This is a genomic window from Alcanivorax sp. DG881, from assembly GCF_000155615.1.
Classification (GTDB): domain Bacteria; phylum Pseudomonadota; class Gammaproteobacteria; order Pseudomonadales; family Alcanivoracaceae; genus Alcanivorax.
Genome location: NZ_DS989915.1, coordinates 3230353 through 3253255 on the forward strand (window position 1 = coordinate 3230353; position 22903 = coordinate 3253255).

Annotated in this window: 24 protein-coding genes and 1 other RNA gene; 17 read left to right on the forward strand and 8 right to left on the reverse strand. The window is 59.7% G+C overall.

The genetic code is table 11. The features are described from left to right. Nucleotides 1–85: 85 nt before the first annotated feature. The 4 genes from ADG881_RS14660 to ADG881_RS14675 all read right to left on the reverse strand — a co-directional run bounded on the left by ADG881_RS14660 (nucleotide 86) and on the right by ADG881_RS14675 (nucleotide 4309). Nucleotides 86–808, reverse strand: coding sequence for an SGNH/GDSL hydrolase family protein (locus ADG881_RS14660; RefSeq protein ID WP_007150883.1), 723 nt, complete (start codon nucleotides 806–808; stop codon nucleotides 86–88). 3 nt (nucleotides 809–811) lie between these two features. Next, complete coding sequence (locus ADG881_RS14665; protein WP_007148666.1) at nucleotides 812–2437, reverse strand: NAD(P)/FAD-dependent oxidoreductase; 1626 nt, start codon at nucleotides 2435–2437, stop codon at nucleotides 812–814. Continuing rightward, entirely contained in the window at nucleotides 2434–3060 is a 627-nt protein-coding gene (locus ADG881_RS14670; RefSeq protein WP_007149839.1) for a TetR/AcrR family transcriptional regulator, read from the reverse strand. The genes ADG881_RS14665 and ADG881_RS14670 overlap by 4 nt, the downstream gene beginning before the upstream one ends. 211 nt (nucleotides 3061–3271) lie before the next feature. Continuing rightward, entirely contained in the window at nucleotides 3272–4309 is a 1038-nt protein-coding gene (locus ADG881_RS14675; RefSeq protein ID WP_007149123.1) for an aldo/keto reductase, read from the reverse strand. A gap of 258 nt (nucleotides 4310–4567) precedes the next feature. Here ADG881_RS14675 and rplM point away from each other — a divergent pair, with 258 nt between their 5' ends. The 7 genes from rplM (at nucleotide 4568) to ADG881_RS14710 (ending at nucleotide 9278) form a co-directional block, all read left to right on the forward strand. Then, nucleotides 4568–4996 carry a 50S ribosomal protein L13 gene (rplM, locus tag ADG881_RS14680; protein ID WP_007150332.1) on the forward strand — a complete coding sequence of 143 codons (429 nt, stop codon included), beginning with the start codon at nucleotides 4568–4570 and terminating at the stop codon, nucleotides 4994–4996. An 11-nt stretch (nucleotides 4997–5007) separates the two neighbouring features. Then, nucleotides 5008–5403 (forward strand): 30S ribosomal protein S9, encoded by a 396-nt coding sequence (gene rpsI / locus ADG881_RS14685; RefSeq protein ID WP_007149663.1) that lies wholly within the window; start codon nucleotides 5008–5010, stop codon nucleotides 5401–5403. Nucleotides 5404–5617: 214 nt separating this feature from the next. Next, the gene (gene petA / locus ADG881_RS14690) at nucleotides 5618–6205 is read left to right on the forward strand and encodes a ubiquinol-cytochrome c reductase iron-sulfur subunit (protein WP_007149851.1); all 588 of its coding nucleotides are present in this window, start codon (nucleotides 5618–5620) and stop codon (nucleotides 6203–6205) included. A gap of 5 nt (nucleotides 6206–6210) precedes the next feature. After that, nucleotides 6211–7485, forward strand: a complete 1275-nt coding sequence (locus ADG881_RS14695) for a cytochrome bc complex cytochrome b subunit (RefSeq protein ID WP_230457885.1) — start codon at nucleotides 6211–6213, stop codon at nucleotides 7483–7485. Further along, nucleotides 7485–8141: a cytochrome c1 gene (locus ADG881_RS14700; protein ID WP_007149895.1), complete on the forward strand. Its 657-nt coding sequence runs from the start codon at nucleotides 7485–7487 to the stop codon at nucleotides 8139–8141. Before ADG881_RS14695 ends, ADG881_RS14700 begins: the two co-directional genes overlap by 1 nt. Nucleotides 8142–8235: 94 nt before the next feature. Further along, nucleotides 8236–8874 carry a stringent starvation protein SspA gene (sspA, locus tag ADG881_RS14705; RefSeq protein WP_007148462.1) on the forward strand — a complete coding sequence of 213 codons (639 nt, stop codon included), beginning with the start codon at nucleotides 8236–8238 and terminating at the stop codon, nucleotides 8872–8874. Between the two features lie 2 nt (nucleotides 8875–8876). Next, complete coding sequence (locus tag ADG881_RS14710) at nucleotides 8877–9278, forward strand: ClpXP protease specificity-enhancing factor (protein WP_007148786.1); 402 nt, start codon at nucleotides 8877–8879, stop codon at nucleotides 9276–9278. A 114-nt stretch (nucleotides 9279–9392) separates the two neighbouring features. Here the strand turns inward: ADG881_RS14710 and ADG881_RS14715 are convergent, their stop codons facing one another. The 4 genes from ADG881_RS14715 to ADG881_RS14730 all read right to left on the reverse strand — a co-directional run bounded on the left by ADG881_RS14715 (nucleotide 9393) and on the right by ADG881_RS14730 (nucleotide 12869). Beyond that, a complete protein-coding gene (locus tag ADG881_RS14715; RefSeq protein ID WP_007148540.1) occupies nucleotides 9393–9980 on the reverse strand; it encodes a BON domain-containing protein in 588 nt (195 codons plus the stop codon). After that, the gene (locus ADG881_RS14720; protein WP_007150375.1) at nucleotides 9980–10567 is read right to left on the reverse strand and encodes a phosphoheptose isomerase; all 588 of its coding nucleotides are present in this window, start codon (nucleotides 10565–10567) and stop codon (nucleotides 9980–9982) included. The genes ADG881_RS14715 and ADG881_RS14720 overlap by 1 nt, the downstream gene beginning before the upstream one ends. 69 nt (nucleotides 10568–10636) lie before the next feature. Beyond that, nucleotides 10637–11014 (reverse strand): YraN family protein, encoded by a 378-nt coding sequence (locus ADG881_RS17430; RefSeq protein ID WP_007149337.1) that lies wholly within the window; start codon nucleotides 11012–11014, stop codon nucleotides 10637–10639. After that, nucleotides 10995–12869: a penicillin-binding protein activator gene (locus ADG881_RS14730; RefSeq protein WP_007150929.1), complete on the reverse strand. Its 1875-nt coding sequence runs from the start codon at nucleotides 12867–12869 to the stop codon at nucleotides 10995–10997. The genes ADG881_RS17430 and ADG881_RS14730 overlap by 20 nt, the downstream gene beginning before the upstream one ends. Before the next feature lie 79 nt (nucleotides 12870–12948). On the opposite strand from ADG881_RS14730, the gene rsmI reads away from it, so the two are divergent. The 10 genes from rsmI to mraY all read left to right on the forward strand — a co-directional run bounded on the left by rsmI (nucleotide 12949) and on the right by mraY (nucleotide 22897). Then, nucleotides 12949–13779, forward strand: coding sequence for a 16S rRNA (cytidine(1402)-2'-O)-methyltransferase (rsmI, locus tag ADG881_RS14735; RefSeq protein ID WP_039926897.1), 831 nt, complete (start codon nucleotides 12949–12951; stop codon nucleotides 13777–13779). Between the two features lie 164 nt (nucleotides 13780–13943). Beyond that, an RNA gene (gene rnpB, locus ADG881_RS17295) (RNase P RNA component class A) lies at nucleotides 13944–14323 on the forward strand. Nucleotides 14324–14477: 154 nt separating this feature from the next. Further along, complete coding sequence (locus ADG881_RS14740; RefSeq protein WP_007148308.1) at nucleotides 14478–15269, forward strand: MBL fold metallo-hydrolase; 792 nt, start codon at nucleotides 14478–14480, stop codon at nucleotides 15267–15269. A gap of 356 nt (nucleotides 15270–15625) precedes the next feature. Further along, nucleotides 15626–16066 carry a division/cell wall cluster transcriptional repressor MraZ gene (gene mraZ / locus ADG881_RS14745; RefSeq protein ID WP_039926899.1) on the forward strand — a complete coding sequence of 147 codons (441 nt, stop codon included), beginning with the start codon at nucleotides 15626–15628 and terminating at the stop codon, nucleotides 16064–16066. Next, nucleotides 16066–17004 carry a 16S rRNA (cytosine(1402)-N(4))-methyltransferase RsmH gene (rsmH, locus tag ADG881_RS14750; RefSeq protein ID WP_007148528.1) on the forward strand — a complete coding sequence of 313 codons (939 nt, stop codon included), beginning with the start codon at nucleotides 16066–16068 and terminating at the stop codon, nucleotides 17002–17004. Before mraZ ends, rsmH begins: the two co-directional genes overlap by 1 nt. Further along, on the forward strand, nucleotides 17004–17270 hold the full coding sequence (gene ftsL, locus ADG881_RS14755) for a cell division protein FtsL (protein ID WP_007149822.1): 267 nt from the start codon (nucleotides 17004–17006) through the stop codon (nucleotides 17268–17270). The genes rsmH and ftsL overlap by 1 nt, the downstream gene beginning before the upstream one ends. Then, a complete protein-coding gene (locus ADG881_RS14760; protein ID WP_007149954.1) occupies nucleotides 17267–18988 on the forward strand; it encodes a penicillin-binding protein 2 in 1722 nt (573 codons plus the stop codon). The genes ftsL and ADG881_RS14760 overlap by 4 nt, the downstream gene beginning before the upstream one ends. Beyond that, nucleotides 18985–20457 (forward strand): UDP-N-acetylmuramoyl-L-alanyl-D-glutamate--2,6-diaminopimelate ligase, encoded by a 1473-nt coding sequence (locus ADG881_RS14765; RefSeq protein ID WP_007148822.1) that lies wholly within the window; start codon nucleotides 18985–18987, stop codon nucleotides 20455–20457. Before ADG881_RS14760 ends, ADG881_RS14765 begins: the two co-directional genes overlap by 4 nt. Continuing rightward, nucleotides 20454–21815 (forward strand): UDP-N-acetylmuramoyl-tripeptide--D-alanyl-D-alanine ligase, encoded by a 1362-nt coding sequence (gene murF, locus ADG881_RS14770; RefSeq protein WP_039926900.1) that lies wholly within the window; start codon nucleotides 20454–20456, stop codon nucleotides 21813–21815. Before ADG881_RS14765 ends, murF begins: the two co-directional genes overlap by 4 nt. Continuing rightward, nucleotides 21815–22897 carry a phospho-N-acetylmuramoyl-pentapeptide-transferase gene (mraY, locus tag ADG881_RS14775; RefSeq protein WP_007150321.1) on the forward strand — a complete coding sequence of 361 codons (1083 nt, stop codon included), beginning with the start codon at nucleotides 21815–21817 and terminating at the stop codon, nucleotides 22895–22897. The genes murF and mraY overlap by 1 nt, the downstream gene beginning before the upstream one ends. Nucleotides 22898–22903 lie beyond the last annotated feature (6 nt).

The window sequence follows — 22903 nt, forward strand, 5'->3', positions numbered from 1 at the left end:
GCCTGCGGCTAATGCGACCTGCGCGGGCGTGCTGTTGTCTTCTCGCTGCGCTTGCCTTCCTGCTGTTTCTGTATTCCTTTCGGTGTCACGCTCCTTGTTGGCTGTTCAGTTGCTCTGCCAGTGCGAGTGCCATGGCGCGGTAGCCGCTGGCGCTGGGGTGGTAGCCGTCTTCGGCGAGCAGGGTGGGGTCTTGCAGGGCGGGGTAGCCGAGGTAGAGCAGGGTGTTGTCGTCGGCGACCACATGGCGGTGTTGTTGATCCAGTTGTCTGGCGCGCCACCCGAGCAGTTGTCTTAACGGGATGGGCAGGGCGGTAAAGCGGTGCATGGGGGGCACGGCCAGCAGGGTGACGCGGACAGCCGGGTGCTGCTTGCGCAGCGCCTGGACCAGGTGGAGTAGCCCTGCCCGGTAGCGCCGTCGGGAAGTTAGCCCGGTGGTGTCATTGACGCCCATGCTGATGAAAACCTCATCCACCTCTGGCAGAGCGATATCGGCAAGGTTGGCGAGCAGTGCCTCCAGCCGAATGCCGTTAACGCCGAGGGTGTGCCAGGCGACGGCTTGGCCGGAGTGCTGGTGCAGCTGCAGGGCCAGCTGGCTGGCCAGCCCCTGGCGATGATGCAGGGTGCCAACACCGGCCGCCGTGGACTCGCCGACGACCAGCAGGCGTGTTGCCGGCGCCCCTTGCCCCCATTGCCCCCGGGGTTCGCCACTGGCCTCCGGGAGCCGCACGGTAGTGCGGCGGGTGTAGAGTGCCAGTGGTATCACCACAGGGCTGAGCGCGCCAACGCTGAACCAGAACGGCAAATGCATGGCTTAGCCCACAAACATTTTCTTGGCCAGCGGCAGGCCTTTCAGGCCGCTGATCGCTACGGTGGTAAGCAGGCCGCCGACCATGGCACCGACCACGCCGCAGGTCATCACGTCCTGCCCGGTAAGGTACAGGCCGGGGATGCGCGTTTTCGGTTTCAGCCAGTCCTGTTCGAACCGCTCGGGGGTGTGATCCAGGCCATAAATCTCACCGGTGCTGTAACGGCAGAAGTAGTCGGTGGAGAGCGGCGTGGACAATTCATAGTAGTCCACCTTGCCGCGCAGCTGCGGCATCTTCTCGTACAGCTTTTCCAGCAGACGCTGCGAGTACGCTTCCTTTTTGGCTTCGTAATCATCACCGCGTTTGCCCCAGGGCTTGTCCGCCCAGTCGGCATACCACTCGAACGGACCGGGCGCGACAATTTCCACGGTGGCGCGGCCGGGGTAGCGTGCCTCGAAGCTGGGATCCTTGGCAGAGGGAAAGGAAATATAGGTGAGCGGAATGTCGTGCTCATCCGGCGCCTTGAGGAAGTTGTCCACTTGGTTGGCGTGATCGGTGCCCGGATAAATCCAGAAGTTGGTCTTCGGCAGTTGCAGGTTTTCCGCCGTGTCCTGGATGCCGATGTAGAGGCAGACGCTGGCCATGGAGCGCTGCACGTTGCCCAGTTTCATCTGGTAGAAGGCTTTGTGCGGGGCGTTATCGGCCAGCAGCGGGCCGAAGGTGTTGTAGACCCCTGCGTTGCTGATCACTGCCGGGGCGCGGACGGTTTCTCCGTCGGCCATCAGCACGCCGACAGCGCGGCCTTTCTCAACAAGGATTTCTTTCACGTCTGCGTAGGTAAACACCTCGCCGCCGCTTTGCTGGATGACGGGAATGATGGTCTTTGCCATTTCCGAGGCGCCACCGACCGGGTAATAGCCACCATAAAGATAGTGGCGGGCAATCAGCGAGTGAATAATAAAGCTGGATTCGGTGGGGACCAGGCCGTTATCGCCCCATTGGCCGGTAAGGGCGGCGATCAGCTCCTGATTACCGGTGAGGCCTTCGAGCACCTCCTGGGTGGGGCGATTGAGGAAGGCAGGCGCCTTGCGGTTGGCCAGGCGGCGGAAGGGGCCGGCCAGCAGATTGGGCAGCACCTTTGCCAGGGTCACACCGGGCAGGGCCTTGGCGACCTGATTGAGGTAGCCCATGTAGGTATCGATGGCCTGATGTTCATCCGGGAAATCGTTTTTTAGGCTATCCACGAAGGCCTTGGGGCCGGCCATCAAATCGATCTGGCGGTCGCCAATAAACAGCCGGTCGTAGTTGGCGTCCATAGGGGCCCATTTCAGCTCACCGTCGGTGACATGGTCGAACAGGCGTTTGGCCATGGTGTGGTCGGCGCCCATGTCGCCGATGTAGTGCACGCCCACATCCCATTCGTAGCCATTGCGGTCATAGCTGTGGGTAAAGCCCCCGGCGGTGTAGTGCTGCTCAAAGACCACCACTTTCTTGCCCATTTTGCTCAGGCAGGCGGCAGCGGTGAGGCCGCCAATGCCGGAACCGATGACGATGGCGTCATAGGGGCCGTTGAGTCGTTTGGCACGATAGCGGCGGCCGACACGGAGGGTGCTGGGAGTTGGGCTGCTCATGGGGTGTCCTCGTTGTTATCAATATGGTTATGAGTAGGGGCAATGGCACCTTCCAGCAACAGGCTGGTGATGCCTTCGGCGAGTTGGGGCTCGGCACCCGCATTGGGCAGATGGCCGTCGATGGTCAGCTGTGAAAGGCCGTGAACCAGCGACCAGGCGGTGGCGGTCATCAACGCGAGCGGTGCGGGCTTCAGATAGCCCGCCCGTTGGCCACGGGCGATGGTGTCCTGCAATACGTTGAACGCGTCGAGTCCGGCCTGATCGAGCCGTGGGTGAGCGCCTTTGGGGAGCACCCGGCCGCCAAACATCAGTCGGTACAGGTTGGGCTCGGATTGAGCAAACGCCACATAGGCCAGGCCGATGCCGATCAGCGCTGCGCGGGGCGCATGTTGATCCACGCTAAGCAGCTGCTGGCGCAGAGCGGCAAAGCCACTGATAGCCAGTTCAGCCAGCAGGCTTTCCCGGTCCGCATAGTGGCGATAAAGCGCAGGGGCGCTGACGCCAATCTGCTTGGCAATGGCGCGCAGGCTGATGGCACCGTCGCCTTCAAGGCGCAGTACGGCCAGGGCCTGATCGTGGGCCTGCTGGTGGAGATCGCCGTGGTGATATGCGGTGCGTGCCATACTGATCCGTTGCTCCAAGTTAACGGTGTTAACATTGGCATGGATAAACGGCCTGCGTCAATGGTGTTTAGTTGCTTGGGAGTTGGCCAGGATATGCCGTCGCGCAGGCCGAAGATTGGCTTGTGTCGTTTTTTCGCCCGGTGATCTTATGGTTGGCGTCAGGCCTCAACGCGGCGTGCTGCATGCCGCGTGAAGCGTGCTGCGTCTCTTGCTACGGCGCCGGATACGGGAAGCGGGTATGGATGGCCTCCAGGGCTTTATCCAGCGCCTTGTCCCAGGGTACATCGATGCTTTTCAGGTTCTCTTCCAGCTGTGCCAGGTTGGTAGCGCCAATAATGTTGCTGGTCACGAAAGGGCGTGTGGTAACGAACTGCAGCGCCAGTTGGGTCGGGCTGATGCCTCGCTCGCTGGCCAGTTCACAATAGGCCTCGGTTGCCGCGATAGCCTGGGGGTTGGTGTAGCGGGCGAACTGCTTGAACAGGGTGAGGCGAGCGCCTTCCGGCCACTGATCGTTGCGGTACTTGCCGCTGAGCATGCCGAATGCCAGTGGCGAGTAGGCCAGCAGGCCCACCTGTTCCCGGTGTGCCACTTCCGCCAGGCCAACCTCAAAGCTGCGATTGAGCAGTGAATAGGGATTCTGGATGCTGACCGGTGGCGCCAGGCCGATTTTTTCTGCTTCATGGATAAAGCGCATGGTGCCCCAGGGGGTTTCGTTGGACAGGCCCCAGTGGCGGATTTTCCCTGCATCCACCAGTGCTTTCAGCCCGGCAACGGTTTCGCTGATGGCAATGCCGTCCTCGCCGTCCCGGTGTTTATAGCCCAGACGGCCAAAGAAATTGGTGGTGCGCTCGGGCCAGTGGAGCTGGTAAACGTCGATCACATCGGTCTGCAGGCGCTTCAGGCTGCCTTCAACGGCGCTTTGCAGGCTGTCGGCGCTGAAACGTGGGCCGCCACGGATATGCTTCACGTACTCGCCGGGGCCGGCTGCCTTGGTGGCCAGTACCACCTTGTCGCGATTCCCGGTGCGGGCAAACCACTCGCCAATGATGGTTTCGGTGCGAAAGGAGGTGTCCGGGCTGGCGGGAACGGCATACATTTCGGCGGTATCAAAAAAATTGATGCCGTAGTCCAGCGCCATGTCCATCTGTGCATGGCCTTCTTCGGCGGTGTTCTGGCTTCCCCAGGTCATGGTGCCCAGGCACAGGGCGCTTACCTCAAGGTCGGTGCGTCCGAGACGGCGGTACTGCATTGTCTGCTCCTTTAAACAGGGGGCTGCAAGGGTGTAGAATCGCGCTCAATCTCAACATGGCGCCGCCGGCTTCACAATGACCTGCTTGCACAGGGGGCATGGCTTTATTTGTGGCCATCCGGTGTCATGACAACAAATGCCCCCGAACTGCTTGTGTTCTTTTGGGGGCTTGGGTAGAATTCGCGCTCTCTTGCCCGGCGTAACCGTCGCCGGCGGGTGTTTACTACCCGTAACATATTGAATTTAGGGCAGAATTCCATGAAGACCTACAGCGCAAAACCGGAAAGCGTAAAGCGCGACTGGTATGTGGTAGACGCCTCCGGCAAAACGTTGGGTCGGTTGGCTACTGAAGTCGCCAGCCGTCTGCGCGGTAAGCACAAGCCGGAGTTTACTCCACATGTCGATACCGGTGATTACATTGTTGTGATCAATGCCGAGAAAGTGGCCGTTACCGGTAAGAAAGCGTCAGACAAAATGTATTACCGTCACACCGGTTACCCGGGTGGCCTGAAAGAAGCCAACTTTGCGACTCTGCAGGCGGAAAAGCCTGAGATGATCATCGAGAAGGCGATCAAGGGCATGTTGCCGCGTAACCCGCTGGGCCGCGCCATGTTCCGCAAACTGAAAGTTTACGCAGGCACTGAGCATCCGCATACCGCTCAGCTGCCGCAGCAGCTGGAAATTTAAGGGGTTTGTCGATGGCAACTGTAGAAACCAACTACGGAACCGGTCGCCGCAAGACCTCTTCCGCTCGCGTTTTTCTGCGTCCGGGCAGTGGCAAGATCAGTGTTAATGGTCGCCCGCTGGATGCCTATTTCGGCCGTAAAACCAACCAGATGGTTGTTCGTCAACCGCTGGAGCTGGTAGAAGCGACTGACAAGTTTGATGTGCTGGTTACCGTTAGCGGTGGCGGCAACAACGGTCAGGCTGGCGCCATCCGTCACGGTATTACCCGTGCGCTGATGGAGTATGACGGTGAGCTGCGTGGTCAGCTGCGTCGTGCCGGTTACGTGACACGTGATGCTCGTGAAGTGGAACGTAAGAAAGTGGGTCTGCGCAAGGCGCGTCGTCGTCCGCAGTTCTCCAAGCGTTAAGCTTCAAGCACTACAGTTATACAAAAAAGCCCAGCAATGCTGGGCTTTTTTGTGTTCAAATCAGGTGTTTAGCGATTCTGTCGGGATAATAACCGGTTGTCAGGTGTGGGCTTTTTCTTTACCATTTGCGCCGCCTTACTCCGCCCGTAACGCGAGGATAAACCTCGAGTCTCGGACTAACCCCGAGCGTGGGATCTAAGGGGAGAATAACTCAATGAGCAACGACGGCGTTAATAGCAGCCGCCGCACTTTCCTGATCGGCTTGACTTCGGCGATTGGTGCCGCAGGAGCCGTTGGCGTGGCTGTACCTTTCGTTAAGTCCTGGCAGCCCAGTGCCAAAGCCAAAAATGCCGGTGCGCCGGTAAAAGTGGATATTGGCCGGTTGGAAGCAGGGCAGCGCGTAGTGGAAGAATGGCGAGGCCAGCCCATCTGGGTGGTGCGTCGCACGGACGATATGCTGGATACCCTGCCGAAGCTGGACGAGAAGCTGCGTGACCCTGCGTCCGAAGCGGATCAACAGCCGGAATACGCCAGGAACGAATGGCGTTCTATCAAGAAGGAATACCTGGTTCTGGTCGGTACCTGTACCCACCTGGGCTGCTCCCCGCTATTTGAGGATCAGCCGACGGTAGAGCTGGAGCACGGAGGCTTCTTCTGCCCCTGTCATGGCTCCAAGTTCGATCTGGCCGGCCGGGTGTACAAGAGCGTTCCGGCACCTACCAACCTGGTGGTTCCGCCGCATTCTTACCTGAGCGAAGCTGTCGTTATCGTCGGCTCTGAGGAAGGGGAGACCAAGGCATGATGGGAATGGTGAATCGCGTTGTCGATTGGGTAGATGCCCGTCTGCCCGTGGTGGACGCCTACAAGCGTCACATGTCCGAATACTATGCGCCGAAGAACTTCAACTTCTGGTACTACTTTGGTGTGCTCTCCATCGTGGTGCTGGTAAACCAGCTGCTCACCGGCATCTGGCTGACCATGTTCTTCTCTCCCAACGAAGGGTTTGCCTCCGTTGAATACATCATGCGTGATGTGGAGTGGGGCTGGCTGATCCGTTACATGCACGCAGTGGGCGCGTCTGCGTTCTTTGCTGTGGTGTACCTGCACATGTTCCGTGGCCTGATGTACGGCTCCTACAAGCCGCCGCGGGAGCTGGTGTGGATCTTCGGTATGCTGATCTACCTGGCGCTGATGGCCGAAGGCTTCCTCGGTTATGTGCTGCCCTGGGGCAACATGTCCTACTGGGGTGCCCAGGTAATTATCTCCCTGGCGGGCGCGATTCCGTTTGATCTGCTGCCGTTCATTAGCGCGGCAGACGCCAAGGAAATCGGTGAAGGCCTGACTACCTGGGTGCGCGGCGATTACCTGCTGTCCACGGCCACGGTGAACAAGTTCTTCGCGCTGCACGTTGTGGCTATTCCGATTGTGTTGCTTGCCCTGGTGGTGCTGCACATTCTGGCGCTGCACGAAGTGGGTTCCAACAACCCGGATGGCGTGGAAATCAAGCAGAACAAGGATGAAAACGGTGTACCGGTAGACGGCATCCCGTTCCACCCTTACTACACCGTGAAGGACCTGCCGGGCGTGATCGTGTTCCTGATGATCTTTGCCGTGGTGATCTTCTTCTTCCCGGATGGTGGTGGTTACCTGCTGGAGAAGCCGAACTTTGAACCGGCTAACCCGCTGAAAACCCCGGATCATATTGCACCGGTTTGGTATTACGGTCCGTATTACGCCATGCTGCGTGCCACAACCATCGACTTCATCATGTCTTCCAAGGCATGGGGTCTGGTGGCCATGGGCGGCGCGATCGTGATCCTGTTCGTGATCCCGTGGCTGGATCGTCACCCGGTGAAGTCCATCCGCTATCGTGGCATCTGGAGCAAGGTCTTCATGACGCTCTTCGTGCTGGACTTCCTGATGCTGGGCTATTTCGGTACCCAGCCGGCAACACCAGGCAAGACGATGATGGCGCAGTTCGGCACGATCTATTATTTCAGCTACTTCCTGCTGATCATGCCGTTCGTGCATAAATTCGAGAAATCCAAGCCGGTTCCGGAACGGGTAACGGGGGGACACTGATGAAGAAACTAGCGGTTATTCTTTTCAGCTGCCTGCCGTTGGTCGCGTTCGCGGCTGGCGGTGGCCACAACGAGTACGTGGTGAAAGCGCCGGTAAACCTGCAAGACAAGGTTAGCCTGCAAAACGGTGCCAAGTTGTTCGTGAACTACTGTCTGGGTTGTCATACCCTGCAGTACCAGCGCTACAGCCGCATGGCGGAAGATCTGGAAATGCCGGAAGAGCTGGTGATGGAGAACCTGAACTTCGTCAGTGACAAGTTCGGTGACCAGATGCATAACGCTATGGACCAGGACGACGCGAAGAAGTGGTTTGGTAATGCACCGCCGGATCTCACCATGGTGACCCGGTACCGTTCTTCCGACTGGGTGTATTCGTACCTGATCAACTTTTACGAAGATGAGTCCCGTCCGTTCGGTTACAACAACCATGTGTTCCCGAGCGTGGGTATGCCCCACGTGATGGCGGGCCTGGAAGAAGAGTTGGGCGAAGACGAGTTCAAGCAGGCCATGGGCGATCTCACTAACTTCCTGACCTACACCGCGGAGCCGATTCGCCCGCAGCGTGAACGTCTGGGTGTTTATGTGCTGGTCTTCCTGGGCATCCTGTTGATCCCGGCTTACCTGCTCAAAAAGGAATACTGGAAAGACGTACACTGATCCTTCAGTGTAGGATTCCAGCGTTGAACAGGGTATCCGCGTAAGCGGTTACCCTGTTTCTGTTATAGATCACTAGTGCGGAGATGACTCGACAATGGGTGTGGTGACCAAGCGTTCTTCAATGACTTTCTTTTCTTCCCCGGAAGATCATTACAGCCATCGCGTGCGTATCGTGCTGGCAGAAAAAGGGGTCACGGTCGATATCGTTGATGTGGATAGCAGCAACAAGCCGGAAGATCTGGCCTCGCTGAACCCGTACAACGAAGTGCCCACGCTGGTTGATCGTGAGCTGACCTTGTTTCAGTCCACGGTGATCATGGAATATCTGGATGAGCGTTTCCCGCATCCGCCGTTGTTGCCGGTTTACCCGGTGGCGCGTGCCCAGAGCCGCCTGCTGATTCACCGCGTGGAGCGTGACTGGTGTGGCCATGTGGATGCGATTCTGGCCGGTGAAGAGAAAGAAGCCAGCCTGAACAAGCGTCGCAAGGAGCTGCGCGAGGCGATCATCGCCACCGCGCCGATCTTCAGCGAGCTGCCGTACTTTATGAGCGAAGAGTTCACCTTGGTGGATTGTGTGGTGGCGCCGATCCTGTGGCGGTTGCCGGCACTGGGGATTGAGCTGCCTGCCAAGCAGGTGAAGCCGCTGCTGGACTACGCCGAGCGGCTGTTTGATCGTGATGCGTTCCAGGCCAGCCTGACGGACGCCGAGCGCGAACTGCGTAACCCGCTGTAATCATGTCCGAAATGACCTCCAATCGCCCGTATCTGATACGGGCGATCCACGAATGGATCTGCGATAACGGCCTGACCACCCACCTGGCGGTAAATGCCAGTTTCCCGGGTGTGGAAGTGCCGCAGGACTTTGTGCAGGACGGCCAGATCGTGCTGAACATTGCGCCGCGCGCCGTCACCCAGTTCGTGGCGGATAACGATGAAATTGCCTTTTCTGCCCGCTTTGGTGGCATGCCCATGACGATCCGGGTGCCGGTGAATGCGGTGGTGGCGATCTTTGCCCGTGAGAACGGGCAGGGCATGGCGTTTGACCCGGTGGATCCACCGGAGCCACCGACGACCCCGGAGCCCGAGAAGAAAGAGGAAGGCAAAGGTAAGGTCAGTCACCTGAAAGTGGTAAAGTAAGAAAGTGAGACGCAGCACGCCTCACGCTGCATGCAACACGCAAAAGCCCGCTCATTGAGCGGGCTTTTTGTTTTCCCTTCGTGGGGCGTGAAGCGTGTTACCGGCGCGCAGCGCCTAATCTATATATTCAATGATCTTCACGATCTTCTGTACGCCATACACCTTCTGTACCTGGGCGACCACTGCATCGGCTTCGGCATGGGTGAGCAGGCCCATCAGGTAGACCACGCCGTTTTCCGTCACCACCTTGGTGCGCCAACCCGGCGCGTCGCCGTTAATCAGCAGGCGGCTTTTGACCTTGCTGGTGAGCCAAGTGTCATTGGTACGCGCCAGGAAGGAGCCGGAGCCCACTACCTGTAGTTCGTTGTGCACGTTGCGCACATGGCGTACCTGGCTGGCGATATTTTCCGCCTGGGTGCCCAGGTCTTCATTGGCTACCTGACCTGCAAGCAAGACGTTGCCGTTGTAGCTGACCACCACAATGCGGGACTCGTCCAGCTCGGCGCTGGCCCGTGACAGGTTGACGGCGACTTTTCGCTCGATGTTGCCATCTTCCACGAAGGCGCCAAAGGTCCGTGAGCCATGGTCCTGGTCAGTGGGCTGGTCGGACATGCCCTTGGACAGGGATGCGCACCCGGTGGTCAGGCTGAACAACAGAGCCAGGGTTGCAAGAGTCGATAAACGGATGAAGCGTGCGACCATTACTGGCCTCCGAACAACTGCTGGTCGATGTAATCGCACAGCGAGTGGATGACCAGGAGGTGCACTTCCTGGATGCGGGCTGTGGAGGTGGCGGGCACCCGGATTTCGATATCGTTGGGGCCATACAGGTTGACCATTTCACCGCCTTCTTTGCCGGTCATGGCGACCACGCGCATTTCGCGATCGTGGGCGGCCTGGATAGCCTGGATCACATTGGCGGAGTTTCCGCTGGTGGAAATTGCCAGCAGGATATCGCCACTGCCGCCCAGGGCGCGGACCTGCTTGGAGAAGATCTCGTTGTAGCTGTAATCATTGGCGATGGAGGTCAGCGTGGACGAGTCTGTGGTCAGTGCGATGGCGGGCAGCGCCGGGCGCTCCATTTCAAAGCGGTTAAGCAGCTCAGAAGAGAAGTGCTGGGCGTCGCCAGCGGAGCCGCCGTTGCCACAGGTGAGGATCTTGCCGCCGTTGAGCAGGCATTCGACCATGGCCTGGCCTGCGGCTTCAATCACGGTAGGCAGTACTTCGCCGGCTTTTGCTTTGGTTTCGATGCTTTCGGCAAACAGTTGCCGGATACGGTCCACGCTCATAAATTGTCCCTTCAATGTCCTGTTCGCTGAGTTCAGGGTCGCTCAATCTTTCACATTCTGCTGTGTAGCTTATTCGCTATAAAAGGCGTTTTGTATCCATTGGTAAAGGACAGCCTGCTGGCTGCCCGGTTCCATGCCCAGTACATCGAAGCGGCAGGGCCGGTGATGATGTTCCGGGTGGCGGGCCAGAAAGTGCTGGGCCGCGTTGATCAGTCGCCGTTGTTTATGCTGATCCACCGAGGCGAGCGCGCCACCATGGCTCTGGTGTTTGCGCCAGCGCACTTCGGTGAAGACCAGGGTGTCCTGATCCAGCAGGATCAGATCAATTTCCCCCTGACGGCAGTGGAAGTTGCGCTCCACAACGGTCAGTCCCTGTTCAGCCAGCCATTTCGCGGCACGTTTTTCCGCGTCGCGGCCGGTGTCTTTTTTACTGCGAAGTAATGGCACGGGAGCTGTTTTGGCCTGGTTCGGCTACTTGTGGCAGCGTCTGTGCCTTGCCGCCTACGAAGACGGCCCAGTTAAGCTGGCGAATGATGCGCTGGTTCTCCATATGCAGCCGGCCAGTCACGCCGGGGAGCTTGCTGGAAGGCAGGGCATTCAGCAGGTATAGACGGCCCTGCAGCCGATAGGCATCGATGCCCATGGCAAACAGGCGCTCGTAGCGGCCATGCCCGTCCGGCCATTGTTCGTTGGCGGCGTCGTGCAGGGCCTGGTTATCGTCGGAGAGAATCCAGGGCATATCCACAAAGCGGATGCCGTTCAGATCCTGATTCCGGCGCGGGTCTTCACCACTGTAGATTAGGGAAGTGGCGTAGACGGGCAAATCTTTCGCGTAGTGGAAATTCAGGGCCGGTTTCACCTGGCGCCCCTGATTGGGGTCGGCGAGCAGGAACAGGAAATCCATGTCCTGGCGACGGCGAGGCTGGTTATCCATCTTCAGGCTGGTGAAACGGCTGACCGCATTACCGCGCTTCTGGCTTTGTGCTACCAGCAGCATTTCCTTGACGGTTTCCCCTATGCTGGGCCCTTCCTGGTAGGTGCGGGTGATGGTGACTGAGCCGCCCAGTTCCTGCCAGCGATCGACGAAGGCCTGGGCAACGCGGTCGCCCCATTCCCCTTCCGGGTAGAGGATGCCGGCCTGCAAGGCGCCACTGCGGGCGCCATGATTGGCGATCTGGCGAGCTTCATCTTCCGGGGCCAGGCCGAACTGGAAAAAGTTGTCGGCGCGGTTGTCGGTGTCGATGTAGTTCAGTGCCAGGGTGGTCACTGGCAGTGTGCCCTGGGCGGCAATGGTGGCGGCTTTGTCCTTGGCCAGGGGACCAAGAATGAAATCGGCGCCATCGGCCACGGCCTGCTGGTACACGGCGAGAACATCGTCGCCACCGGAGTCGTAGAAACGCAGGGTCGGCGGCTGGCCGTTTTTCTGCTGTTGGTAGAAGGCGGTCATAATACCTTCCTGCAGGGCCTTGCCGGCAGTTTGCAGTGTGCCGGTGGTTGGCAGCAGGATGGCGACCTGGCTGGGGCGCTGACTGGCGGCTTTTTCCAGAGCTTCCAGCATTTGTGGCACATCGTCGATGGCCGGGTGGGTGCGCCACTGGGCACTCCATTGGTTCAGGCGGGTCACCTGGGCATCCAGGTCGGCAATGGGGTCGCGGTACAGTTGGGCCAGTGTCAGCCAGCCACGCAGATCGCCACTGCTACCGTCAATGGCGTCGGCCAGATCGGTGTTGGGCAGCTGCATCAGCAGTTGCCAGATCATGTTGTGGTTGTAGCCCTGATCATCATCGCTGAGTAGCGGGTGCGCGGCGACGCGTTGCTGCAGGCTGTCCAGCAGCTTGCCTTGCATGGCCAGGGCGTCGGCGCGCAACAGATCCAGTTGGGCCTGATGCTCGGCGGGATATTGCAGTATTTCGTCCTGGTATTGCTGCAGCAGCGTCAGGGTCTTGTCCGCTTGCTGTTGGCCGAGCTGGGCGCGGCCACTGAGTAGCAACCAGGTGAAACGCTGCTCACTGCTGAGTTGTCCGGGGTTAAGGTCCGCGAGCAATTGGTTTGCATCGGCGGCCCGTTTTTCGCCCAGATAGGTAGAGGCCCAGGACAGCGTTGAGGTAATGCGTTCGTCGGCATCCATGCCGGCAAGTTGGTTGCGGGCGGCAGAAAGCGCAGCGGGCGCCTCTGTCGGTGCGCGGGGCGTGGCAACGGCGGGCGTTTCATAGACCTTGGTCTTTGATGAAGGGGTGGTGGAGCAGCCGGCCACAACAGCGGCAGCCAGAAATGCTGCCAGATAAGCCTTTCTAAATTCCATGGCGAGGTTCGTATTACCAGAATGAAGCGGCTATTGTAGGCGCTTTCCGGGCGTCTTAACACTTGAGTAGTGCACGAATATGAGCGGGACTTTGTTTATTGTCAGTACTCCGATCGGTCATTTGGATGACATTACCCGTCGGGCAATTGACGTACTGGCGGCGGTGGACTGGATTGCCGCGGAGGATACCCGGCACAGTCAGCGGATGCTTGATCAGTTGGGTATTCGCAGCCGCATGATCAGTTGCCATGATCATAATGAAAGCCAGCGCAGCGATGAGTTGGTGGCGCGGTTGCAGGGTGGCGAGCAGGGGGCGCTGATCAGTGATGCGGGGACGCCGTTGATTAGTGATCCCGGCTACAGGCTGGTGCGCGCCTGCCAGGAGGCCCAGGTAAATGTAGTGCCGATTCCTGGCGCGTCAGCGTTATTGGCTGCGCTGGCGGCAGCGGGGCAGCCCTCCGATCGTTTCCTGTTCGAAGGCTTTGTGCCAGCCAAGGGCGCGCCGCGTCAGCAAGCCATTGCGCGCCTGGCGGCCCTGTCAGTCACAAGTATTATCTATGAGGCGCCTCATCGGGTGTTGTCCTTTTTGGAAACCCTGAAAGAGCTGGTTGAAAAAGATCGTGAAATTACCCTGTGCCGTGAGCTGACCAAGCAATTTGAAACGATTCGCCGTGGCCCGGTGGGTGAGATTTGCGACTGGGTGGCATCGGACAGCAACCAGCGGCGCGGTGAGCTGGTGCTGGTGCTGTCGCCGGTGGCGCAGTCTTCGTCGTGGACAGACAAGGACGAGGCGCTGGCGAAAAGCCTGTTGACTGAGTTGCCGGTGTCACGGGTGGCCAAAATCATGGCGGCCCATACCGGGCTGAAGCGCCAGGAGCTGTATGCGCTGTTAGAGGCAATGAACAATTAATAGTTAATAATGAATAACTTGCGATCCGGTTTGGTCGTTTTTCAGGCACAAGAGGCTGCGCTCAACTTTGGGACGCGTGGCCTTTTGCGCTTCAAGATCAGAAAACCTGGTCCGCGCAGCTATTAGTTATTCACTATTAATTATTAACTGTTTAGACTCCGCCCCGGACCGGTTAGGCAGTCGCTGGCGGCGATTCTTTTTAAGGATGGCCGTTGGAGGAAAGTCCGGGCTCCACAGGGCAGGGTGCCAGGTAACGCCTGGGGGCCACACTGGGAACGGTGTGGTTACGGCTAGTGCCACAGAGAAGATACCGCCTGTTCCGTCCTTGTGTCGGAATCGGTAAGGGTGAAAAGGTGCGGTAAGAGCGCACCGCGCCGTTGGCAACAGCGGTGGCAGGGTAAACCCCACCCGGAGCAAGACCAAATAGGGATCCGTTGGCGTGGCCCGCGCTGGATCCGGGTAGGTTGCTAGAGGTTTGTGGCGACGCAAACCCGAGATGAATGACTGTCCACGACAGAACCCGGCTTATCGACCGGTCCACCTTTTTCCATATGTGACGCAAGCGACGAGTGCGATGACCTGAAAGGGCTTCGTGTCTCGTTGCTTGTTTCTCGCAATCGCTCTCCTTGTTGACCTGGATCATGATTCAATAATCGTGCGCCGTTAGGCTTGCCCGCTCACGCAGTTCGGAGCTCGGCATGGCACAGGTGGATACCCTCTTTAGTAGTGAAAATGGGCATGAGGTTCTGCGCTTTGCTGACCTGGTGGTGGGCGAGGGGGTACAGGCCAACCAGTTCTGCATCCGTCATAACGATAAGGCCGCGCTGATCGACCCCGGTGGCGATCTCACCTATACCCCTTTAACCATTGCGCTCAGTCGTCGCGTTAATCTGGACGGGCTGGAGTATATCCTGGCGTCCCACCAGGACCCGGACATCATCGCATCACTGCCGCGCTGGTTAATGCATACCCGCTGTCAGGTGGTGGTCAGTCGTCTGTGGTCCCGCTTCTTGCCGCACCTGGCATCGTCCTATGTCACCGGCAAGATGGGGGAGCAACTGCAGGCGCGTATTCTGGGTGTTGCCGACGAAGGCAAGGTGTTGCCGTTTGCCGGTACCGAGCTGTGGGTGTTGCCGGCGCACTTTCTGCATTCCGTGGGCAATTTCAGCTTCTATGATCCGCTCAGCGGTATCCTTTTTTCCGGCGACGTGGGCGCCAGCCTGGGCGGGGAAGAAGGGCGGGTGGATAACTTTGCGGATCATTGTCACAGCATGCAGGGATTCCATCGCCGCTATATGGCCAGCAATCGAGCCTGCAGGCTGTGGGTGGCGATGGTGCGCAAGCTCGCGCCGCGGATGATTGTGCCCCAGCATGGCGGGTACTTTCAGGATGACAATGTGGGGCGATTTCTTGACTGGCTGGCGCAGCTGGAGTGCGGCGTGGACTTGCTGGATAGCGGTAGCTATCGGCTTCCCTCGGCGGATTGCTGATGCGTCATGTGAATAATGGTATATAAATAAAGTTAGTAATAACTAATCTGTCTAACACTTAAAGTGCTTTCTCATCTGCGCGTCCCAGCGCTCTGATTCGTCACGAAACTCCTTCCGTTTATCGCTTCCCAGCTCCCTCTTCTCTGCTCAAATAGCCAGCTAACAGGCTGATTTATTTGGAAATTCTTTTACGTTTCCCTGTGTCGTCACGCTTGACTTGGGCTTTGCAGTGGCCCTAGAGTGTCTCAATGTGGTGAAAAGTGGGAAAAAGTGGGAATTCCGTCGTGACAGGTGTCACGAAGTGGGGCGAAAGGCCCCGGGAAGGAACCGCATAACCAAGAGCAAGAGGACGGCCAGTGTTTACTGGGAGCGCAGCACTCAATCTGGATGCCAAAGGGCGGTTAACCATGCCGACCCGGTACCGTGCGTCGTTAATTGACACGTGCGGCGGCCAGCTTGTGCTTACGTTGCACCCGTTTGATGACTGCCTGGCGCTCTACCCACGCGCCGAATTCATGGATACCGCCAAGAAGCTGTCTGAGCAGCGTGATTCCAACCCGCAGGTGCGCCAGCTCAAGCGACGCTTCCTGGGGCAGGCTGCTGAAATCGAGATGGACAGCAATGGCCGTTTGCTGGTGCCGCCGGAGTTGCGGGCGGCGATAAGCCTGGAAAAGCGCGCCATGCTGATCGGTCAGATGCACCGATTCGAGATCTGGAAAGAGGAAAGCTGGTCCGACGTGGATGGCACCCTGGATCCGGCGGCCTTGCCGGAAAGTGTGCAGGAGCTGTCGTTCTGATGACGACCGAAAACACGCAGTACGAACACCAGCCGGTCATGCTGGAAGAGGTGCTGGATATGTGGTTCAGCCAGAGCGAAGGCTTTTATGTGGACGGTACCTTTGGCCGTGGTGGCCATAGCCGTGCCTTGCTCGCGCGCCTGGACGACAACGGCCGTCTGGCCGGCATTGATCGTGATCCGCAAGCCATTGCCGCCGGGCAGGAACTGGCAGCCAGTGATAGCCGTTTTCATATGGTGGCCAACCGTTTTGATTGCCTGCCGCAAGTGGTGGAGCAGGCGGGCCGGCCGATCGACGGGTTGTTGCTGGATCTGGGGGTGTCTTCACCCCAGCTGGACGATGCGGCGCGGGGGTTCAGCTTTCTGCGCGATGGTCCCCTGGACATGCGCATGGACCCGACCCAGGGCGAAAGCGTGGCCGAGTGGTTGTCCCATGCGGCGGAAAAAGACATTGCCAATGTGCTGTATCGCTATGGCGAAGAGCGCAAGTCCCGCTGGATTGCCAAACGCATTTGCGACACCCGTAAAGAGCAGCCGATTACCCGCACCCTGCAGCTGGCCAATTTGATCGAGTCCGTGCTGGGGCGCAATGAGCAGGGCAAGCACCCGGCCACGCGCAGCTTTCAGGCGCTGCGAATACATATAAACGGGGAACTGGATGCGCTGAATCAAGTGCTCGAACAGTCCCTCGAGACGCTCGCCATCGGCGGGCGTCTCGCCATTATCAGCTTCCATTCTTTGGAAGACCGGATCGTGAAACTGTTTATTCGCGACCATTCCGGCCGAGCGCCGAAAGGGCGTGGCGGTTTGCCGTTGGGCAATGAGATGCCTCAACGGCTGGAGCCGGTGGGCAAGGCCATGCGCGCCAGCAAGGCAGAGCTGAAAGTGAATGTGCGCTCGCGCAGTGCGGTGTTGCGGGTGGCGGAGAAGGTGGCCTGATGGCCGCCCCGTGGTTGATTCGCGCCCTGGTGGTGCTGGTGGTGATGTCTGCGTTGGCAGTTAGCTACAGCGTGCATCAGGCGCGCCGTTTTACCGATGAGAGTCAACGTTTGCAGCAGCGTCAGACTCGACTGGAAAGCCAGTGGAGCCAGTTGTTGCTGGAGCATAGCACCTGGGGCAGCTACGCCCGGGTGGAGCGCCTGGCCAGGGAAAAGCTGGGCATGAAATTACCTAAGACCGATGAGAGAGTGCTGATCCGGCCATGAAGAAACAGGCCCGCAAGACACGGCAACCGAATCACCCGATGCGCTGGCGCTTTGTGCTGGGCTTCTGGGCGGTGTGTGCCTGTCTGTTGCTGGTGCGGGCGGTGGATCTGCAAGTGATTCAGCATGATTATCTGGCGCACCAGGGCGACATTCGCAACCTGCGTGTGGAGCCGTTGGCGGCGCATCGTGGCGTGATTCGTGATCGTGCCGGCAAGCCGCTGGCGGTGAGTACGCCGGTGGTGACGCTGTGGGTGAATCCCCGCGAAGCCATGGAGCATCAGGATCAGTGGGGCCGCCTGGCCGGCAACCCGGTGATCGACCCGAAAGCGTTTGCCCGCAAAGTCCGCCGGCATGAATCCCGCGAGTTTATCTATCTGGAGCGTGGCCTGGCCCCGGAAGCGGCCAAGACGGTGTTGAATCTGAATGTGCCCGGCGTTTATTCGCTGACAGAGTACCGTCGTTATTACCCGGCCGGCGAAGTGGCCAGCCATGTGGTGGGCTTTACCAATATTGATGATCAGGGGCAGGAAGGCATTGAGCTGTCCATGGAAGATCATCTGTCCGGCCATTCCGGTCGCAAGAAAGTGGTGCGCGATCTGCTGGGCCGGGTGATTCAGGATATTGAAGTGCTGGAGCCGGCAGAACCCGGTGAAGACGTTACCCTGAGCATCGACCTGCGGCTGCAATACCTGGCCTACCGGGAGTTACTCGGCGCGGTGCAGAAATTCAAGGCCAAGGGTGGCAGTGCGGTAGTGCTGGATGTGCGCACCGGTGAAGTGCTCGCCATGGTCAATCAGCCGGCCTACAACCCCAACAATCGCGGCAATCTGGATACCGGCGCGCTGCGCAACCGGGCAGTGACGGACCTGTTCGAGCCGGGTTCCACCATGAAGCCGTTTACCGTGGCGGCGGCCCTGGAAATGGGCATGGTGACACCGTCCACCACCATCAATACCCACCCGGGTACCTTGCGGGTGGGCAGCAAAACCATTCGTGATCACCGGGATTACGGTGTCATCGACATCACCACGGTGCTGACCAAGAGCTCCAACGTGGGCACCAGCAAGCTGGCACTGGCCATGGAGCCGCTGGCCTTGCCGGGCTATCTGGAGCGTTTTGGTTTTGGTCAATCTACTCACATTGCTTTTCCCGGTGAGAGTAACGGGCTGCTGCCGCTGCGCAGCAAGTGGCGCGATGTGGAGCGCGCGGCACTGTCCTATGGGTACGGCCTGAGCGTGTCTGCGGTACAGCTGGCCCAGGCCTACGCGGTGATCGCCAACGATGGCGTCAAGGTGCCGTTGACCCTGAAAAAAGTGGATGGCGTGCCGCAGGGCGAGCAGGTGATTGGCAAGGCAACGGCCCGGCAGTTGGTGCAGATGCTGGAAACCGTGGTCAGCCGTGTGGGTACCGCGCGCCGTGCGCAGGTGCCGGGTTATCAGGTGGCCGGCAAGACCGGCACGGTGCACAAGGTGATGGCCGGCGGTTATGCCGATGACAACTACATCGGCTTGTTTGCCGGGCTGGCCCCGGCAACGGATCCGCGCATTGTCACCGTGGTGGTAATCGATGACCCGGGCGGAAAAGCCTACTACGGGGGACTGGTCGCCGCGCCGGCGTTTTCCAACATCATGAGTGGCGTGTTGCGTTCGCTGCATGTGCCACCGGACAAGCCCGACGGGCTGCTGGCCGGCGGCCCGGATGCGGAGGATCGCTCATGATGACCCTCCAGCAACTGCTACCCGATGTCACCCTGCCAGCTTCTGCGGCGGGTGTTGTGCTTTCCGGGCTACAGCTTGATAGCCGTAATGTTGCCCCCGGCGATTTGTTTTTGGCCGTGCCGGGCGTGGCCAGCGATGGCCGTCAGTTTATCAGTCAGGCGGTTGCCGCCGGTGCGGTGGCGGTGCTGGCGGACGCAGAAACCTTTGAGATTCAACAGGATCAGGCGGTGCCCTGCGTGGCGCTGCCGGAGCTGGGGCGTCGCGTGGGTACGCTGGCGGCGCGCTGGTACGGCGAGCCCGGTGCGGCCATGAATGTGGTGGGCGTGACGGGCACCAACGGCAAGACCAGCATCACCTGGTTCCTGCGCGATGCCCTTAATGCCTTGGGCCACCGTTGTGCACTGGTTGGCACCCTGGGGCTGGGCCTGAAAGGCGATGAGCAGACTACCGGCCATACCACGCCGGATCCGATTACCCTGCAGGCCGGTCTGGCCCGGGTGCGCGATGCGGGCGCTGATTGTGTAGCCATGGAAGTGTCATCCCATGCGCTGGATCAGCACCGCCTTGGTTCCACGCCGGTACCGGTGGCGGTGTTCAGCAATCTGAGCCGGGATCATCTGGACTACCACGGGGACATGGAAGCCTATCTGGCAGCCAAATCTGTGCTGTTCACCCGCGACGGCGTCAAGCTGGCGGTGATCAATTGCGATGATCCGGCGGCTTATTCGCTGATCGGCTGTCTGGCCGATGGCGTGCGCTGTGTCACCTTCGGCGATCAGCCGGGCGCCACCGTGCGCTGTGCCGCTGTCACCTTTACTGCCGACGGTATGCGCGCCGAACTGACCGTGGGCGGTGACCCGTTGACGGTCACGCTGCCGCTGTTTGGTCGTTTTAACCTCAGCAACGTGATGGCCGTTGCCGGCATTCTGCATGGCCAGGGTATCAGCACCGCTTCGCTGGGTGGCGCGCTGGCGGCGGTAACAGCGGTGCCCGGTCGCATGGAACCGGTACAGCAACCGGGCTGTCCCACCGTGATCGTTGATTACGCCCATACCCCGGACGGGCTGGAAAAAGCCTTGCAGGCGTGCCGCGCCCATTTCCATGGCCGGTTGTTCTGCATCGTGGGGTGTGGCGGAGACCGGGATACCGGCAAGCGCCCGCAAATGGCCGCTGTGGCCGAGCGCGGCGCGGATCGTGTGGTGCTGACCAGTGACAACCCGCGTAGCGAAGACCCGCAACAGATTATCGACGACATGCGAGCCGGCCTTGCCGATGCAGCGTCAGTGCAGGCCATTGTTGAGCGTGCCCAGGCGGTAATGGATACCGTGCAAGCGGCCAGTGACGGCGATGTGATTCTGCTCGCCGGCAAGGGTCATGAGGATTATCAGGAAGTCGATGGCGTGCGTTACCCCAGTGATGACCGGGACCTGGCCCGCAAGGCGTTTATCGCCCGGGGAGGTGCGCAATGATGTGGCTGTCACAGGTCGCCCAGTGGACCGGCGGCACCCTGCAGGGTGACGACCTGAAAGTGAATGCGGTGGCCACCGATACCCGCGCCATCGAACCGGGTTGCTTGTTCGCGGCGTTACGCGGTGAGCGGTTTGACGCCCATGATTTTCTGGCCTCGGCCAAAACCGGTGGCGCCATTGCGGCACTGGTGGACCGTGAGCAGGACAGTTTCGAAAGCGCTGTGCGCGTAGCCGACAGCCGTGAAGGCCTGGGTCGACTTGCCGGCGGTTATGCCGCCCAGTTCGATTTGCCCCGCCTGGCGGTCACCGGCAATGCCGGCAAGACCACGGTGAAGGAAATGGCGGCGGCCATGCTGGGTGACGGTACCCTGGCCACCCATGGCAACTTCAACAATGACGTGGGAGTGCCGCTGACCCTGTTGCGCCTGCGCGCAGAGCATCGTTTCGCGGTAATCGAACTGGGCGCCAATGCGCCGGGCGAAATCGCCTGGACCAGTTCGCTGACGCGCCCGCAGGTGGTGCTGGTTACTAACGTGACCGGCGCGCACCTGGAAGGCTTTGGTTCCATGCAGGGTATTGCCGATGCCAAGGCGGAAATCTTTGGCGGCTGCACGCCGGGTGGTCAGGCGATCATCAACAACGATGACAGCTTCGCGGATTTCTTCGCCGAAAAAGCCCGTGCTGCTGGTTTGACGGTGGTGCGGGTCAGCATGGATGAAAGCACGCGAACCGGTGCCGACCTGTATGCCGAAAATATCGCCCTGCATCGCGATCGCGCGGAGTTTGTGCTTCAGCCGCTGGGCGAAGCGGTGACGGTACCGCTGCCCGGTGCACATCAGGTGAGCAATGCCCTGATGGCCTGCGCGGCGGTGCGTGCCTTGGGCGTAAATTTACCTCAGGTGCTGCCGCGTTTGGCAGCACTGAAACCGGTCCCCGGACGAATGCATATCCAGGCCGCCGGTGCCGGCGCGGTGGTGGATGACACCTACAACGCCAACCCGGGTTCAGTGCGCGCCGCCATCGATTGGCTGGCTGCGCAGCCGGCACCACAAATGCTGGTGCTGGGCGCCATGGGCGAGTTGGGCCCGCAGGCCGATTCGCTGGTAGAGGAACTGGGTGAATACGCTCGTCAGGCCGGGCTTTCCGGTTTGGTTGCCATGACTGGTGCAGCGGCGGCCGCACGGGGTTATGGCGAAGCAGCAAAAATTGCCGAGGACTATCAACAGGCGGCGAGCTGGAGTGCTCCGGTGCTGGCACAAGGCGGCACGGTGTTGGTGAAAGGATCCCGTAGCGCCGGTATGGAAGCGGTGGTGCAGCGGCTTACACAGGAACGCACACACACAGAGGGGGCACGCTGATGCTGCTTTGGCTGGCGGAATATCTGGCGCAATACCACAGCGGTTTTCTGGTGGTGCAGTACATCACCCTGCGCGGCATCTTGAGTGTGCTGACGGCGTTGTTCATCGCGTTCTGGGTCGGCCCGATCATGATCCGCAAACTGCAGGAAAAGCAGGTGGGCCAGGCCATTCGTGACGATGGTCCGAAGAGTCACCTGAGCAAGGCGGGTACCCCCACCATGGGCGGCGCGCTGATTCTGGTGGCCATCGTTATTTCCACCCTGTTGTGGGGCGATCTGGAAAACCGGTTTGTGTGGATCACCCTGGGTGTGCTGTTTATTTTCGGCGCCGTGGGCTGGGTGGATGACTGGCGCAAGGTGGTGGAAAAGAACCCGCGCGGCTTGCCCGCCCGCTGGAAATATTTGTGGTTGTCAGTGGGTGCGCTTGGTGCCGGTTGTGCCTTGTTCTTCACCGCGCAAAGCCCGGTGGAAACCCAGTTGATCGTGCCCTTCTTCAAAAGCGTGGCCATCAACATGGGTTGGTTCTACATCGTGCTCACCTATTTTGTGATTAACGGCACCAGCAACGCGGTGAACCTGACTGACGGTCTGGATGGCCTGGCCATCATGCCCACCGTACTGGTGGGTGGCGCCCTGGGCATCTTTGCCTACGCCGGGGGGCATACGGAATTTGCGACTTACTTGCAGATTCCCTATGTGGCCGGTGCTGGCGAGTTGGTGATTATCTCTGCTGCCCTGTGTGGTGCGGGTCTCGGTTTCCTGTGGTTCAACGCGTATCCCGCCCAGGTGTTTATGGGCGATGTGGGCGCGTTGTCCCTGGGGGCGGTGCTGGGCGTGATGGCGGTGATCGTGCGCCAGGAAATTGTGCTTTTCATCATGGGCGGTGTGTTCGTGATGGAAACGGTATCGGTGATGTTGCAGGTGGGCTCGTACAAGCTCACCGGTCGGCGGATTTTCCGCATGGCCCCCATTCATCACCATTTTGAACTGAAGGGGTGGCCGGAGCCGAAGATCATCGTGCGGTTCTGGATTATCACCGTGATTCTCGTACTGGTGGGTCTGGCGACCCTGAAAATCCGATAGGGGATT